Origin of the sequence: Ferrimonas senticii DSM 18821 (genome assembly GCF_000422665.1) — a bacterium.
GTDB classification, from domain to species: domain Bacteria; phylum Pseudomonadota; class Gammaproteobacteria; order Enterobacterales; family Shewanellaceae; genus Ferrimonas; species Ferrimonas senticii.
Map to the genome: position 1 here is coordinate 14187 of NZ_AUGM01000021.1, position 14224 is coordinate 28410.

General features: G+C 56.4%; 16 protein-coding genes. 2 read left to right on the forward strand and 14 right to left on the reverse strand.

Translation table 11 applies throughout. The features are described 5' to 3' along the window. Nucleotides 1-183: 183 nt before the first annotated feature. Nucleotides 184-780: a DUF3157 family protein gene (locus G506_RS0111590; protein ID WP_028117008.1), complete on the reverse strand. Its 597-nt coding sequence runs from the start codon at nt 778-780 to the stop codon at nt 184-186. A gap of 247 nt (nt 781-1027) precedes the next feature. Here G506_RS0111590 and G506_RS0111600 point away from each other — a divergent pair, with 247 nt between their 5' ends. Together G506_RS0111600 and rimI are read left to right on the forward strand one after the other, a co-directional pair. Then, nucleotides 1028-1363 carry a DNA polymerase III subunit psi gene (locus G506_RS0111600; RefSeq protein WP_028117009.1) on the forward strand — a complete coding sequence of 112 codons (336 nt, stop codon included), beginning with the start codon at nt 1028-1030 and terminating at the stop codon, nt 1361-1363. Continuing rightward, nucleotides 1354-1803 (forward strand): ribosomal protein S18-alanine N-acetyltransferase, encoded by a 450-nt coding sequence (gene rimI, locus G506_RS0111605; RefSeq protein WP_028117010.1) that lies wholly within the window; start codon nt 1354-1356, stop codon nt 1801-1803. Before G506_RS0111600 ends, rimI begins: the two co-directional genes overlap by 10 nt. A 54-nt stretch (nt 1804-1857) precedes the next feature. Here the strand turns inward: rimI and lipA are convergent, their stop codons facing one another. The 13 genes from lipA to G506_RS0111670 all read right to left on the reverse strand — a co-directional run bounded on the left by lipA (nt 1858) and on the right by G506_RS0111670 (nt 14135). Beyond that, complete coding sequence (lipA, locus tag G506_RS0111610; RefSeq protein ID WP_028117011.1) at nt 1858-2826, reverse strand: lipoyl synthase; 969 nt, start codon at nt 2824-2826, stop codon at nt 1858-1860. Continuing rightward, nucleotides 2819-3457, reverse strand: coding sequence for a lipoyl(octanoyl) transferase LipB (gene lipB / locus G506_RS0111615; protein WP_028117012.1), 639 nt, complete (start codon nt 3455-3457; stop codon nt 2819-2821). Before lipB ends, lipA begins: the two co-directional genes overlap by 8 nt. A 490-nt stretch (nt 3458-3947) precedes the next feature. Beyond that, nucleotides 3948-4211 (reverse strand): DUF493 family protein YbeD, encoded by a 264-nt coding sequence (ybeD, locus tag G506_RS0111620; protein ID WP_028117013.1) that lies wholly within the window; start codon nt 4209-4211, stop codon nt 3948-3950. Between the two features lie 625 nt (nt 4212-4836). Continuing rightward, nucleotides 4837-6024, reverse strand: a complete 1188-nt coding sequence (locus G506_RS0111625) for a D-alanyl-D-alanine carboxypeptidase family protein (protein WP_028117014.1) — start codon at nt 6022-6024, stop codon at nt 4837-4839. Between the two features lie 57 nt (nt 6025-6081). Further along, a complete protein-coding gene (locus G506_RS0111630) occupies nt 6082-6978 on the reverse strand; it encodes a septal ring lytic transglycosylase RlpA family protein (RefSeq protein WP_028117015.1) in 897 nt (298 codons plus the stop codon). Beyond that, nucleotides 6975-7967, reverse strand: a complete 993-nt coding sequence (gene mltB / locus G506_RS0111635) for a lytic murein transglycosylase B (protein WP_028117016.1) — start codon at nt 7965-7967, stop codon at nt 6975-6977. Before mltB ends, G506_RS0111630 begins: the two co-directional genes overlap by 4 nt. 74 nt (nt 7968-8041) lie before the next feature. Beyond that, a complete protein-coding gene (rodA, locus tag G506_RS0111640) occupies nt 8042-9151 on the reverse strand; it encodes a rod shape-determining protein RodA (RefSeq protein ID WP_028117017.1) in 1110 nt (369 codons plus the stop codon). Beyond that, on the reverse strand, nt 9148-11016 hold the full coding sequence (gene mrdA / locus G506_RS0111645; protein WP_035387290.1) for a penicillin-binding protein 2: 1869 nt from the start codon (nt 11014-11016) through the stop codon (nt 9148-9150). Before mrdA ends, rodA begins: the two co-directional genes overlap by 4 nt. Continuing rightward, on the reverse strand, nt 11013-11480 hold the full coding sequence (rlmH, locus tag G506_RS0111650) for a 23S rRNA (pseudouridine(1915)-N(3))-methyltransferase RlmH (RefSeq protein WP_028117019.1): 468 nt from the start codon (nt 11478-11480) through the stop codon (nt 11013-11015). Before rlmH ends, mrdA begins: the two co-directional genes overlap by 4 nt. Before the next feature lie 9 nt (nt 11481-11489). Continuing rightward, nucleotides 11490-11819 (reverse strand): ribosome silencing factor, encoded by a 330-nt coding sequence (rsfS, locus tag G506_RS0111655; protein WP_028117020.1) that lies wholly within the window; start codon nt 11817-11819, stop codon nt 11490-11492. Between the two features lie 100 nt (nt 11820-11919). After that, entirely contained in the window at nt 11920-12570 is a 651-nt protein-coding gene (gene nadD / locus G506_RS0111660) for a nicotinate-nucleotide adenylyltransferase (RefSeq protein ID WP_028117021.1), read from the reverse strand. 2 nt (nt 12571-12572) lie between these two features. After that, nucleotides 12573-13607, reverse strand: coding sequence for a DNA polymerase III subunit delta (gene holA, locus G506_RS0111665; RefSeq protein ID WP_028117022.1), 1035 nt, complete (start codon nt 13605-13607; stop codon nt 12573-12575). 9 nt (nt 13608-13616) lie between these two features. Next, the gene (locus G506_RS0111670) at nt 13617-14135 is read right to left on the reverse strand and encodes an LPS-assembly lipoprotein LptE (RefSeq protein WP_028117023.1); all 519 of its coding nucleotides are present in this window, start codon (nt 14133-14135) and stop codon (nt 13617-13619) included. Nucleotides 14136-14224: the final 89 nt, after the last annotated feature.

The following is a 14224-nucleotide window of genomic DNA, read 5'->3' on the forward strand; positions in this document are numbered from 1 at the left end:
AGGAGGTAGCAATGAACGTGTTGATGGTATTAATGAAGTCGCTGGGAGCCGTTGGCTTGCCGGTGCTGATGGTGTTGGTCAGTATGGAGTTGATCCGTTTTTGCGTCGGTTAATGTGACGACAGACAAAACCGGTTTGGCGTCGCCAGTGCCCTGCCAAACCGATTTTGTTTTTCAATACGCCCTAACCGCGATAATCGATATCGCTGATGGCGACCTCAATCCGATAGTCGCTTTGCTTAGGTAGCGCTAGACGTAACTCATTGCCCTCTTTTTGTTGCTGTGGACGCAGATAGGTATCGGCTAAGCGAGTGATGGCGTGAAACGCGGTCAGCTGTTCTTGCGCCAACAACTTGCCCTCGGCGGAGTAGATCTGCAGTTGCAGCTCTACCTCAATGATCGATTTCAGACCGGTGTTAAGCACCGTGGTCGGGATCAGTAGTTCACCATCTTGCCATTGCGGCGCACCCAATTCGACCTGTAAACCATATTGCGCTACCCGACCGATGGTTTGAGTTTGCCCAAGGCGAAATGCTACACCGACCTGAGTGCTGGCGGCCGGAGTGGTGGCCATTGCTGGGATGGTGTCAGTGGCAACAGTGCTGTCAGTGGTGGTTGGTTTTTGTGCAGGCTGGATCGCAGACGCTGGCAAATATTGCCACGTAAAATCATCATTCAGTTGCACTACCCGACCATCGTCAAGGGTGATTTGCTCGGCGGCGTAAGCGCCAGCGTGCCACGTCAGTGGCAGCAACAAGCAAGCGGCTTTAATTAGTTTCATTTAGGTCAACTCAACGCGAATAGTGGCGGCAGCATAGCAGATGTGGTCGGCAATTCGAGCGTTGCGTGGCGGCTGATATGACATCGAAACAAGGGAGTAGCAGATGGGCTGGATGTGGTTGTTATTGGCAGTGACGGTAATTGCTGGGGCGTTGTTGCTGTGCTTGTGGTTTGAACACAGCGAGCGCTGATGTTAGCGGTAAGGTTTGGCGTCGCTGCGATGGCCGTTCCGTGCTATCTTCGCCGCCATGACTACCTTATCCCAACGCCAACTGGCGGTATTACAGCAGATGGGGATCACCGCTTATCAGATCCCTGCGGCGCCGGCTGAGCTGTGCCTTATCAATGTTACCGAAGCGGAGTTGGCGCACCCGCTGATCGCCGATGTGTTGCAGTTGCTTGGACTGTCGCCGCAGCAGTGTGTGCTGGCAAGCGCTCCTGAGCAAGTGAAAGCCAAGCGTTATTGGCAGCTTAAGCACGATATGCCCTCCCGTGCTACCCACCTATTCAGTGCCTCACTGAGTGAGCTAAGCGACCCCGCCGCCAAGCGCAAGCTGTGGCAGAGATTACAACAATGGATCTAACTTTTGTCGCCGCGAGCCCGCAGCGCTTTGACCGCTTTTGGGCATTGGAACAGGCGTGTCACCCACTGCCATGGAGTGAGTCCAACCTATACAGCTGTCTGATGGGCAACTACTGGGGCGAATTGTTATTGGTCGATGGTAAAGCCGCAGGCTTCTATCTGTTCCAGCAGGTGCTGGATGAGGCCACCTTGGTCAATATCTGCATCCATCCGCAGCAGCAGGGTAAAGGCTTAGGGCAACGGCTGTTACAGCACGCGCTGGAACAAGCGAAGGCTCGCGATCTGGCGATCTGTTTCTTAGAGGTGCGAGCTGGCAATGCGCCCGCCATCGCGCTGTATCAGCGCTGTGGCTTTAACCAAGATGCGATCCGTAAAGGCTATTACCCGGCCATCAAAGGGGATGGTCGCGAAGACGCGGTGCTGATGTCGAAGTCGCTGTAAATAAACAACCCGCCATTTGGCGGGTTGTTTGCTTTTAAGCGGATGTCGTTCAGGTTACTTAACTTCTTTGCCTTGCGCTTGCAGATCGGCGTGATAGCTGGAACGCACCAGCGGACCGCAGGCGGCGTGACTAAAGCCGATCGCTTCGGCGTAGTGTTTGAACTGATCAAACTCCGCCGGTGACATATAGCGTTTTACCGGCAGGTGGTGACGGCTCGGCTGTAGATATTGGCCAAGCGTGAGCATATTAACGTCGTGCTCACGCAGATCTTGCAGCACCTGTTTGAGCTCGTCGTCGGTTTCGCCAAGGCCGACCATCAGGCCGGATTTAGTTGGCACCTCTGGGTGGCGCTGCTTGAACTTTTGCAGCAGCTCTAAGCTCCACTGGTAGCTGGCGCCCGGGCGCGCTTGGCGGTATAGCCGTGGCGCGGTTTCAAGGTTGTGGTTAAACACATCCGGCGGGCAGGTGCTTAAGATATCCAGTGCCTTGTCGATGCGGCCACGAAAATCTGGCACCAAGGTTTCGATCTTGATGTGCGGGTTAAGGGCACGGATTTCGCGGATGCAATCGGCAAAGTGCTGGGCGCCGCCGTCACGCAGATCGTCACGGTCGACCGAGGTCAGCACCACATACTTCAGTTTCATGTCGCGGATGGTGCGGGCCAGCTTGACCGGCTCTTCGGCGTCTGGTTTTAGCGGACGACCGTGGGCGACATCGCAGAATGGGCAGCGGCGGGTGCAGATCGCCCCCAAAATCATAAAAGTAGCGGTGCCGTGGTGGAAACATTCACTGAGGTTGGGGCAGCTGGCCTCTTCACAGACGCTGTGCAGGCCATGTTTGCGCATCGCGTGTTTGACCTCGTCAATGCGTTCGCTGGTGGGGGGCAGTTTGATCCGCAGCCAATCGGGCTTGCGCAGCATCTCGTCACGATTGCTCGGTTCAACTTTAATTGGGATCCGCGCCACCTTGTCGGCATCACGCAGTTTAACCCCAGCTTGCAACTTTACCGGCTGTTCAGACATCGGCTAATCCTTCTACTACTTGCACTTGCTGATAGCCAAGGCGCTCAACAAAGATATCCATTAATTGTTGCCCCAAAAGTTCAATGTCGGTGGGGCCGCCGAGCTGCTGCAACTGGGTCATCGCCATACCGGCGTAACCGCAGGGATTGATCCGCAAAAACGGCTGCATATCCATATCGACATTCAGTGCCAAACCATGAAATGACCGCCCTTTGCGAATGCGTAATCCCAGCGAGCAGATCTTGGCGTCATCAACATACACACCGGGGGCGTCGCAGCGCGGTGCTGAATCAATGCCATGCTGGCTAAGTAAGGTGACGATGGTCTGTTCGATGTCGGTAACCAATTGGCGTACGCCGAGCTTACGCCGGGCGATATCCAGCAGCGGGTAGGCCACCAGTTGGCCGGGACCGTGGTAGGTAACTTGGCCGCCGCGATCGACGGGGATCACCGGAATGTCGCCGGTATTGAGCAGATGTTCGGCTTTGCCCGCTTGCCCTTGGGTAAACACCGGCGGGTGCTGCACCAGCCACAGTTCATCGACGCTGTCGTTATCGCGGTTATCGGTAAAGCGTTGCATCGCCTGCCAGATCGGCAGGTAGTCTTGGATGCCAAGACGGCGGACTATCAGCCGCTGATTAACGGCAAGGGGAGTCGAGCTAGGTGGGCTCGGTGTGACGCTATTGCTTGGCGGCGGAGTTTCGCTTGAGGCCTCAGCAATCGGGGTATCGGTTCGCAACGGTTAAGCCTTCCATGCTTACTGCGGGGTGGCTCGATTGTAACCTTGGAGGCTGGGGTTGTCAGCTTAGACCACGCTGACCAGCGGGGGGCTGCTGCCGATTGCGATAATCGGCAGCAGAATATATTAGGGCGTGTTGACCTTTGCCGTATATTTTTGCGCCCATCATTGGCTACTTGTGAAAGCAAATTGAACTTGGTCGGTTTGTTTTGCTGTTCCGTGGTCACTGAGGGGCGCCTTGCCGGGTCGGACTAGCAGCTGTCACTCTTCGTCAGACGATTTCGACGTAGAGCCACTATGCCTTCAATCGCAATCCTCGATTGACAGCCGCTATCCTCGACCAAATTCCGAACACCAAACGTCAACACGCCCTAGTAAAGGCTTACAGTACGCCTTTTACGCCTTCCAGCTTAGCCAGTTCGGTGTACAGGGTTTCGATCTGCTCTTTGCTGTGCACGGTGCAGTTTACGCCGACCGAAATGTAGGTGCCCTTGGCGGATGGCTTGATGGTTGGGATGTAGTCACCTGGACAGTGCTGCTGCAGCACCGCAACCACGCGTTCCGCTAGGGTGTCGCTTTTTAGGCCCAGCACTTTAAATGGGAAAGCGCATGGAAATTCCAGCAGTTCATCAAACTTAGTTTGCATGAGAGGCTCCGATAGTACTTCGTCAATCTAATCTTGGCGCAGATATTAGGGTGGGGCGGGGATAAATCAAGGGGCACAGTCTAATTCGTAGTCGCGAATAAGTTTGTGGGATCTAGATGGTTGGCTCTCTCAGTTCGCAGCATTTCTTGGTCGCCGGAGGCGAAGATAAAAGCGAGTTGGTAGCAATTAGTTCGCAGTCGTTAGTAAGAACAGAGCCAAAGCCCATTAGTGATAGCTAATTAACACCACAATTCCATAGCTATTAGCCTCCGGCGGGCAAGGGCTGCGCCCTCTGCACACCCGAAAGCCTCCAACACGGCGACAGCCGAGGGCAGGATGCCCGAGAGGCTCTCGTCAACCTTGGAGGCTAAGGGGAATCCAAAGGGCACAGCCCTTGGCCGCCGGAGGCAAAGGCTACGAAGTACTGCGGTGCTATAACAAGTCGAAACACCGACCTGCCAATCAACAATCCCGCGAACACGTTCGCGGCTACCTATTGCGGTGAGAACGAGTGGCTTTCGTCAACCTTGGCGGTGGGCAAGAATCCCGCCTAAAAAAAGAGCGCCAACGCGGCGCTCTTACTGATAACTAACAACTGATAACCATCAACTGCTCTTTTCTGGCTCTAACCGAAAATCGATTTGAACAGCAGTTTGAAGTAGTCCATCAGCTTGGAGAACCAGCTGCCTTCTTGCACGTCTTCCAGAACCATCAGTGGGTAGCTAGCGATATCCTGTCCGTCCAAGCGGAAGTACAGGGTACCCACTTGGGCGCCACGGGACAGCGGTGCTTGCAGCTCGTCGTTCAGTTCAAACTCCGCCTGCATGTTGGCGGCTTGGCCACGGTACAGGGTGATTGGGGTATCAGCCAGCACGCCCAACTTCACTTCCGGCTTATCGCCGTACCAGATTGGCTGGGTTACGAAGGTATCGCCCGCTTTGTATGGGGTCACGGTTTCGAAGAAGCGGAAGCCGTAGTTCAGCAGCTTTTTGCTCTCCGCTTGGCGGTTGTTGGCGCCTTCGTTGCCGTTACGACCTTTAACGCCCATCACTACCGCGATCAGACGCATATCGTCACGGGTTGCCGATGACACCAGTGAGTAACCGGCGTCGTTGGTGTAACCGGTTTTAACGCCATCGACGTTGATGGAGCGATCCCATAGCAAGCCGTTGCGGTTATCGGTGGTGATGTTGTTGTAGGTGAACGATTTTTGCGAGTGCAGTGCGTAGTACTCAGGCAGATCGCGGATCAGCGCTTGGGTCAGAATCGCCATATCGTAAGCACTGGATTGCTGATTGTTGGCGTCCAGACCGTGTGGGTTTTCGAAGATCGAATCGTTCATCTTCAGCTCGGCGGCCCAGGTGTTCATCAGATGGGCAAAGCCATCGACGCTGCCGGCGATGTGTTCCGAGATCGCCACGGTGGCATCGTTACCGGAAGCCACCACCATACCTTGATAGAGCTTATCCAGAGTGACGGTGTCGCCCTCTTTCAGCCACATCAGCGATGAGCCTTTGAGTTTACGGTTCTGCGCCCAAGCATTAACCGAGACAGTGATCTCATCATCTAGGCTAACGCGGCCGGATTTTAGCTCTTGCCCCAGTACGTAGGAGGTCATGATTTTGGTCAGACTGGCTGGTGCGCGTTGCAGGTGCATGTTGGACTCGACCAGCACTTTACCAGTGTTGTAGTCCATCAGTACGTAGGCTTCGGCGGCAACCGCAGGGGCGTTAGGCACCACTACTGGAGCGGCCGCAGCGGCGGCACTGAACATCATTGAGGCGCAGAGCAAGGTGTGTTTGAGCAATCTCATGTCGGTTGTTTTTTTCGCTTTTGGTCAGTGGTCGTCGCAGCTTCGACGACCCAAAAATTAATTGGTAATGGCCGGTTCAATCAGCTTAAAAGCGCCGTTGTAGCCTGCGGCACGCAGCTGTTTGAGCAGATCTTCGGTGCGCGCCATGGTGGCGAACGGCCCAAGCTGCAGTTTATACAAGCTGTTATCTTGAGTCACCCGCGAAGGTACTGAGTATTCGGCAGAAAGTCGCTGCTTTAGTTCCCCGATGGTGACCTGATTGCCGCTGGCAACCACCTGGATAAAGTGATTTTCAGCAGCGCTGGCAGGAATGGTTACCAGCGCTTGCTGTGGCTGCAGTTGCTCTACCGGTGGTGTCAGTGCGCCAATTTCCAACTCGGTGCCACTGGCGTTGACCAATGGTTCGCCGGCTAACACCCCTTGGCTGTGCTGGTCGGCAAAATGGTAGGCCTGAACTCGTACGATGGCGGTGCCGGTTTTAAGCATATCCAGCGCCGCTGCGGCGGCGTAGGAGAGATCAATCTCGCGGTCGCCGTGGAATGGACCACGGTCGTTGACGCGAACCACGATGCTTCGCTGGTTGGCCTGATTGGTCACTTTCACGTAAGTCGGCAGCGGCAACGATTTGTGCGCGGCGCTGAAACCGTACATGTCATAGCTTTCGCCGTTGGAGGTTAAGTGGCCATGAAACTTTTGCCCGTACCACGAGGCGGTGCCGGTTTTATCAAAGCCTGCTGCCGATGGCAGCACTTGATATTCGATGCCCCGCACCACGTAGCTGGATTTGTTGCCACCGCGACTTTTCGGTTCATAGCGCGGCTGCGGTTGTTCCAAATGGGACAACGTTGGGGCGGATTCTGGGGCGTGGTCTTGGTCGATGTCATAGCGATCTTCAGGGCCGCTGGCGCAGCCCCCAAGGATCAGTAACAACAGCGCAGAGAGGCGTTTACTCACGAACGTTTGGCCTGTTTCAGTTGTTGGCTAAATTGCCACACCGCCATAGCGTACAGCGGGCTGTGGTTGTAGCGGGTAATGCTGTAAAAGTTGGGATAGACCAGATGGTATTGCACTGCATCCGCAGCGCTGTCGAGTTTCAACAGCCCCAGCGCCGCGCCTTCATCGCCATTGATGGCAATCCCTGCTTGCTGTAGCGCGCTGGCGCTGTGGGACAGCTTCTTGCCATTCCACAGCAGGCTTTCGACCGCGGCGGCATCGCTGACGCTAACGGTTTGCTCTACCGGTTGGCCTTTTTGCCAGTTATGGCGAGCAAAGTAGTTGGCCACCGAACCGATGGCGTCACGGCGGTTGTTGATCAGATCGCGTTTGCCGTCGCCATCAAAATCGACCGCATAGGCTTGGTAGCTGGAGGGGATAAACTGGCCTAAGCCCATGGCACCAGCGTAGGAGCCCAGTGGCTGATCCAGCGGCCAACCCTGCTCACTGGCCAATTGCAGGAAGTGGCCCAGTTCTTTGCGAAAGAATGTCTGTCGTGGTGGGTAGTGGAAACCCAAGGTGTAGAGTGCATCCAATACCTTGTGCTTGCCCAGATGACGGCCATACAGGGTTTCGACGCCGATGATAGCGACCACGATTTCCGGCTCTACGCCAAATTCGGCGTAGGCGTCATTCAGCGCTTGTTCGTTCTGCTGCCAGAACTCAAGGCCGGCTTGCAGGCGTGCTTCAGTGTGGAAGATGGTGCGGTACTGATACCACGGCTTGGCTTCCCATGGGCGGGTGATGGCGTCGATGATCCCTTGTTGGCGTTCGGCCTGAGCAAGAGCGTTATCCAGCACCTCAGTGCTGACCCCTTTGCTCTGCCACGTTTGCCGGAATTGCTCTAGCTCAGCGCTCATCTCGGCACTGGTCGGCGCGGTGTTGGCGGCGCAAACTGCGCCGCTGGCCAGCAGCGTCAATGCTGCCAGGGTCTGAGTAATCCTGCTCATGATGTCCTTAACTGTTGCTGCCAACGCCCTCGATGGAGGGCATTGGCGTGGTTGTTCTTTGTTGGTTCTCGCGACTAGCGCGAGATAAACCGTCGATGGGTTTGAATGGCCATCAGGATGCCAAAGCCGGCCATCAATGTCAGCATTGATGTGCCGCCGTAGGACACCAGTGGCAACGGCACGCCCACCACTGGCAGCAGACCGGAGACCATGCCGATGTTCACAAACAGATAGACGAAGAAGGTCAGGGTGATGGAACCGGCCAGCAGTCGCGCAAACGGGGTTTGGGCGTTGGCGGCAATCACCAAGCCGCGGCCGATGATGTACAGGTACATCAGCAGCAGCAGGATCACCCCAAGAAAACCAAACTCTTCACCCAATACCGCGAAGATAAAGTCGGTGTGGCGCTCTGGCAGGAAGTCGAGCTGCGACTGGGTGCCGTGCAGCCAGCCTTTGCCTTCTATGCCACCGGAGCCAATGGCGATCTTGGACTGGATGATGTGATAGCCAGCGCCGAGCGGATCTTTTTCTGGATCCAGTAGGGTTTCCACCCGAGTGCGCTGGTAATCCTTCATCAAGTAAAACCACAGGATCGGCAGAAACCCCATCAGCGCCACAAAGCAGCTGCCGATCACCGCCCAGCTCATGCCGGAGAGAAACAGCACGAACACTCCAGACGCGGCCACCAGAATCGAGGTGCCGAGATCGGGCTGAGAGGCGATAAGTAGGGTCGGGATCAGCAAAATCGCGGCGCCGCCGAGCAGATGACGTTTCTTCGGCGGCAGTGGGAATTGACTGATGTACCACGCCATCATGATTGGAAACGCCAGCTTCATGATCTCCGACGGCTGGAACTCCATAAAGCCGAGGTTGAGCCAGCGGCGCGCGCCTTTGTTGATCACCCCGAACAGATCCACCGCGACTAACAGTAGGGTGCCGACGATAAAGATCGGCAGCGCCCAGCGGCGCCAGAAATCGGGAGGAAACTGGGCTAGTACGAACAGCACGAATAGGCCCAAGCCGATCCGCACCAGTTGCCGCTCCAGCATTGCGAGGCTTTCGCCACTGGCGCTGTACAGCACCATAAGGCCATACCCCATCAGCACCAGCAGGCCGCAGAGCAGCGGCAAGTCGATGTGCAGGCGGGTCCAGATATTAGGGGCTTTATTGCCGGCCTGACTCATGGCGTAGGCTCCTTCGGGATCAGGTATTCATCAAACAGGGCGCGGGCGACGGGGCCGGCATTGGCGCCACCCCAGCCGGCGTTTTCTAACACAATCGCCAACACGATTTGCGGATCGTCGAACGGTGCATAGCCGACAAACAGGGCGTTATCGCGTAGGTGTTCGGCGACGTTGTCTTCGTCGTATTCGGCGTCTTCGGCTAGGCCAAATACCTGACCGGTACCGGTTTTGACCGCCGACTTGTAGGGGGCGTCGTTGAACTGGTTGTAACCACTGCCGCCGGGCTTATGAGCGGTCAGATACATTGCTCGTTGCACACTGTGCCAAGCGTTGGCGTTGTTCAACACCATCGGTTCTTGCTCGGGATACGGCACCGGCAGGCGTTCGCCTTCGATGCTGACTCCTTGCAGGAAGTGCGGCACCACGCGGCGGCCGCTGTTGGCCAGAATCGCGGTGGAGTTCGCCAGCTGCAGTGGCGTCGCGGTCCAGTAGCCTTGGCCAATGCCGACCGAGATGGTATCGCCGATGTACCATGGCTCTTTGTACTTGCGCTTTTTCCATTCGCGAGTCGGCAGGTTGCCCGACGACTCCTCGTACAGATCAATGCCGGTACTGGCACCAAAACCAAAGCGCCCCATAAAGTCGCTGATGTCGTTGATGCCGGTGTTGTAGGCCAGCTCATAGAAATAGATATCGCAGGAGGAGGCGATCGCTTTGTCCAGATCGACCCAGCCATGGCCCCAGCGTTTCCAGTCGCGGTATTTGCGCTCTACCCCAGGGATCTGCCACCAACCTGGATCCCACACTTTGGTTTTCTCGGTCACCACCCCTTTTTCCAAACCCAGCAAGGCCAAGTGTGGTTTGACGGTGGAGGCGGGGGCGTATTGGCCTTGGGTGGCGCGGTTGATCAGCGGCCGGTCTTTGTTGTTCAAGGCGGCGTAATCTTTGCTGCTGATGCCGTTAACGAACAGGTTGGGATCGTAGCTGGGGCTGGAGACCATCGCCAAAATGCCACCATCGCGCGGATCCATCGCGACCACGGCGCCGCGACGTCCTGCCAATAACTCTTCCGCTTTCAGTTGCAGATTAAGATCCAGCGACAGGAACAAGTCTTGGCCGGCGATTGGATCTTTGGCGTTGATGGTACGAACGATACGGCCGCGGTTGTTAACCTCGACCTCGCGCATGCCGGGCTCGCCATGCAACGCGCCTTCGTAATAGCGCTCGATCCCTTGCTTGCCAATGGTGCGGCTGGCGGCGTAACGGGCGTCTTCACCGCGCTCTTCAATCCGCTGCAGATCGCGGTTATTGATGCGGGCGGTGTAGCCCATTAGGTGAGTTAAGCTGGCGCTGTAGGGGTAGTTGCGCTTCAGACCGCCATCGACTTGAAAGCCCGGGAAACGGTGACTGTTGACCGCAAAGGTCGCCACTTGCTCTTCACTGAGCTGATTCATCAGCGCCAGTGGTTTAAAGCGACGGTGGCCACGCAGGCGTTGCTTAAAGTCGTCGATGTCTTCGGCAGACAGCGGCAATACCGTTTGGATATCGGCCAGCTGGGCGTCCATATCGTCGACCCGCTCGGGGATCACATCCAAGCTGAATACCGGCTGGTTATCTGCCAGCAAGGTGCCGTGGCGATCGTAGATCAGACCACGGTTGGGCGCGGTTGGGATCAACCGGATGCGGTTATCATCGGCGCGAGTTTCGTAGGTGTCGTACTGAACAATCTGCAACTTGTACATATTGACCAGCAGCACCATAAACAGCGCAACCACAAAGCCGAAGGCGACGATGGCACGACGGCTGAAAAGAGCGGATTCCGCGGCGTGATCGCGGATCGCAGTGCGCTGTTTATAGCGTTTCATTCGCGATGATAAGGGTGATTGTTGTTGATGCTCCAAGCGCGGTAGAGGCTTTCCGCCATCACAATCCGCACCAGCGGGTGAGGCAGGGTCAAATTAGACAGTGACCAGCTTTGCTCCGCCGCTTGTTTTACCATTGGCGCCAGTCCTTCTGGACCGCCAATCATGATCGCCACATCGCGGCCATCCAGCTGCCAACGGGTCAGCTGCTGGGCCAATTGCGGAGTGTCCCAAGGCTTACCTGGGATATCCAACGTGACGATATGACACCCTTGCGCCGCCGCTAACATCGCTTCGCCCTCTTTATCGAGAATGCGTGGGATGTCGGCATTTTTGCCGCGCTTGCCGGCGGGGATCTCGATAAGCTCTAGGCCAAGATCCCGCGGGAAGCGGCGCTGGTATTCTAAAAAGCCCTCGGTAACCCATTTTGGCATTTTGGTGCCGACGGCGATCAGTTTTAGCTTCATGTCAGTCTGTTACTGAGGCTTAGCGCCCCACAGTTTTTCCAGCTGGTACAGATCGCGGGTAGATTCCTGCATTACGTGAACGATCACAGAAGACAGATCCACCAGCGCCCATTCGCCTTCGTTGGTGCCTTCAACGCCCAGCGGTGCCCAATCGGCACGCTTAGCTTCCAGCGCCACGTATTCAGCGATAGAACGTACGTGAGTTTTTGAAGTACCGGTACAGACCACCATAAAATCGGTTACGTCTGAGCGGTCGCTCACGTCCAGCACTACGATATCGCGTGCTTTAAGATCGTCAATCTTATCAACTACAAAGTCTTTTAATTCAGTTGCTTGCACTAGAGTTTTCCTCAGTAAAAAGTGTTACTACCAATGTTTAAGTTGGTGATGACTTACCCAATCGCATTGGTATAAGGCGGCGAATTATAGCGATTTCGCCTCAGCGATAAAGCCGCTGTTGATGAATGTAGGTCAGCACCGCCGCTGGCAGGCCGAGGTTAACCGGCTCGACGCCGCTGAGCTGACGGCGGATATCGCTGGAGGCGATATCCAGTTGTGGCCCCTCCAGCAGCAAAATGCCGCCACTATCGCGCTGTCTTAGCGCCGCCACATCCGCCACTTGATGCTGGCTTAACAGCGCCATGGTCGCCCCCTGAGTTTGCGGTTGCTGCGGCAGCGGGTAACCGGGGCGGTAGCAGATCACCAGATGGCACAGTTGCAAAATACGTTGCCATTGGTGCCAGTGATGAAAGCTCAGCAGTGAGTCCATGCCCGCAATAAAGTACAGCCGGGTATCTGGTTGCTCGGCTTTAAGCTGCGCTAGGGTATCGACGCTGTAGGAGTGACCGGAGCGCGCCAGTTCGCGGTCGTCCACGCCCAACTGCGGGTAGTCGGCAATCGCCAATTTGACCATCGCCAAGCGCTGCGCGGCGCTGACGCCTGGGCTGGCTTTGTGCGGTGGCACGGCATTGGGTAGCAGGTCGACGCGATCCAGCTTAAGCGCCTGCTGCACCGCCAAAGCGCACTCGAGGTGCGCTTGGTGGATGGGATCGAAGGTGCCGCCCAGCAGCCCCAGATGAGTGATGGTCATGGTTACGCCAGCAGCGGTTGATAACGGCCATCGAAGCGGGCGCACAGGTCGCTCAGTGCTAGCCACTGTTCGGCATCGCTGCAACCGGCCAGCTTAATCGCCTGTTCCAGTGCCCCCACTGTCGCCAGAGCCGCCGTCAATTGGGCGGGACTTAGGCGATCTAAGGCGGCGCCATACAGCGGCTGTTTCTTCTCCCACAGCTTTTCCGCTTTCATTGCCGCGTTGCGATTTTGCCCCGCTTGCAAGTGGGCGGTTAGGCGGCACAGCAGCGCCAGCTCACGGCCGATGGCCCAAGCGATCATGGTCGGCGCGCTTTCTTCCAGCTGCAGCTGATTGAGCATCTTAATCGCCAGTGGTAATTGCCCAGCCAGCAGCGCGTCGGTCAGTTGGAACACGCTGTAGCGACTTTGATCTTGCAATTGCTGCTGCAGCTGCTCAAGCGTCAGCGGTTGGCCATCGCTGATCAGGCTAAGCTGCGCCATGGTCTGATCTGCCGCCAACAGGTTGCCTTCGAACATCGAGGCCAGCAGTTGCTGGCCATCGCGGTTTAGGCTTAAACCATGATGGCGAGCGCGATCGCCAATCCAGCGCTGGTAGTGGGCGCCCTCTGGGGTTAACGCTTGCACGTACAAGCCGTGTTTTTCCAGCGTCTTAAACCACTTAGTGTTGGTTTGCTCGCGGCCAGCTTTGGGACCATGCAGCAGCAAAAAGGTGTCTTGCTGTTGGCTTAGGGCTTCGGCAATTTCCGCCAACACCGCGGCGCCCTCGCTGCCAGGCTTTAGGCTTGGCAGTTCCAGCTCAATAAGACGACGGCTGGCAAACAGCGACAGCGCCTGGCACTCCTGCGCCAGCGCTTGCCAATCAAACGGCGACTCTTGCACCAGTGATAGGCGCTCTTCGACCCCTTGCTTGCGCATCAGTTGCTGGCGAATTTGGTCGCGGCACTCCTCGCGGATCAGCACATCGTCGCCGAATACCAGCAGCAGTTGCGGCAGTTTATCCAGTGCGCGTGCCAGTTGACTGGCAAAGATCTTCATCTGGCGGGGTTACTGCGGTTTGCCGTCAGTATCGGCGTGATTGCTGCGATCCACTTCGGTAGCCGCCAGAATGCGCATGATCTGATCAGCGGCGTTGTGGCGCATGTCCTCTTTCAAGCTTTCCAATTCGCGGTTTTTCGCCAGTGCCGTGCGAGGATCGTCAAGGTAGTCGCGACGGACGTTGACTTGGAACGGCTGCGCCTCTTGGTTGGGCAGTTGTACCGAGAATTGCACGCTGTATTGCAGTTCATATTCTGCTACTTGGCCGGAAGGAAACAGCGACAAAGTGGTGCGGCTTAAGCTTTCGTTACCAAGTTGAATTTGTGGCTTATCGTCGTCGGCCACCACTTGGATACCATGCAGTCGCAGGGTGTCTTGCAGTAAGCGGTGCAGCTCGCCGTATTCATCGCTACTAAGCAGCTGCACTTGCGCCAGCTCTGGCGGGTATTGGTAGTGACCTTGCAGACGAAAACCGCAGCCGCTCAGCAGCATGGTGGCGGTCAGTAGGGCGCACAGCAGACGTGACATCCTAGCTCCTAATTGGATTGAAATTGATTAAGCACGGCGATTACACACTGATGGCTGGGGTTTAGCCGCAATGTACAGGCGCGGAGCCT

Bases quoted from the DNA above. Each gene is read 5' to 3' on its own strand.
- G506_RS0111590 (WP_028117008.1), bottom strand. From the start codon at position 780: ATGAAACTAATTAAAGCCGCTTGCTTGTTGCTGCCACTGACGTGGCAC.
- G506_RS0111600 (WP_028117009.1), top strand. From the start codon at position 1,028: ATGACTACCTTATCCCAACGCCAACTGGCGGTATTACAGCAGATGGGG.
- rimI (WP_028117010.1), top strand. From the start codon at position 1,354: ATGGATCTAACTTTTGTCGCCGCGAGCCCGCAGCGCTTTGACCGCTTT.
- lipA (WP_028117011.1), bottom strand. From the start codon at position 2,826: ATGTCTGAACAGCCGGTAAAGTTGCAAGCTGGGGTTAAACTGCGTGAT.
- ybeD (WP_028117013.1), bottom strand. From the start codon at position 4,211: ATGCAAACTAAGTTTGATGAACTGCTGGAATTTCCATGCGCTTTCCCA.
- G506_RS0111625 (WP_028117014.1), bottom strand. From the start codon at position 6,024: ATGAGATTGCTCAAACACACCTTGCTCTGCGCCTCAATGATGTTCAGT.
- mltB (WP_028117016.1), bottom strand. From the start codon at position 7,967: ATGAGCAGGATTACTCAGACCCTGGCAGCATTGACGCTGCTGGCCAGC.
- rodA (WP_028117017.1), bottom strand. From the start codon at position 9,151: ATGAGTCAGGCCGGCAATAAAGCCCCTAATATCTGGACCCGCCTGCAC.
- mrdA (WP_035387290.1), bottom strand. From the start codon at position 11,016: ATGAAACGCTATAAACAGCGCACTGCGATCCGCGATCACGCCGCGGAA.
- rlmH (WP_028117019.1), bottom strand. From the start codon at position 11,480: ATGAAGCTAAAACTGATCGCCGTCGGCACCAAAATGCCAAAATGGGTT.
- nadD (WP_028117021.1), bottom strand. From the start codon at position 12,570: ATGACCATCACTCATCTGGGGCTGCTGGGCGGCACCTTCGATCCCATC.
- holA (WP_028117022.1), bottom strand. From the start codon at position 13,607: ATGAAGATCTTTGCCAGTCAACTGGCACGCGCACTGGATAAACTGCCG.
- G506_RS0111670 (WP_028117023.1), bottom strand. From the start codon at position 14,135: ATGTCACGTCTGCTGTGCGCCCTACTGACCGCCACCATGCTGCTGAGC.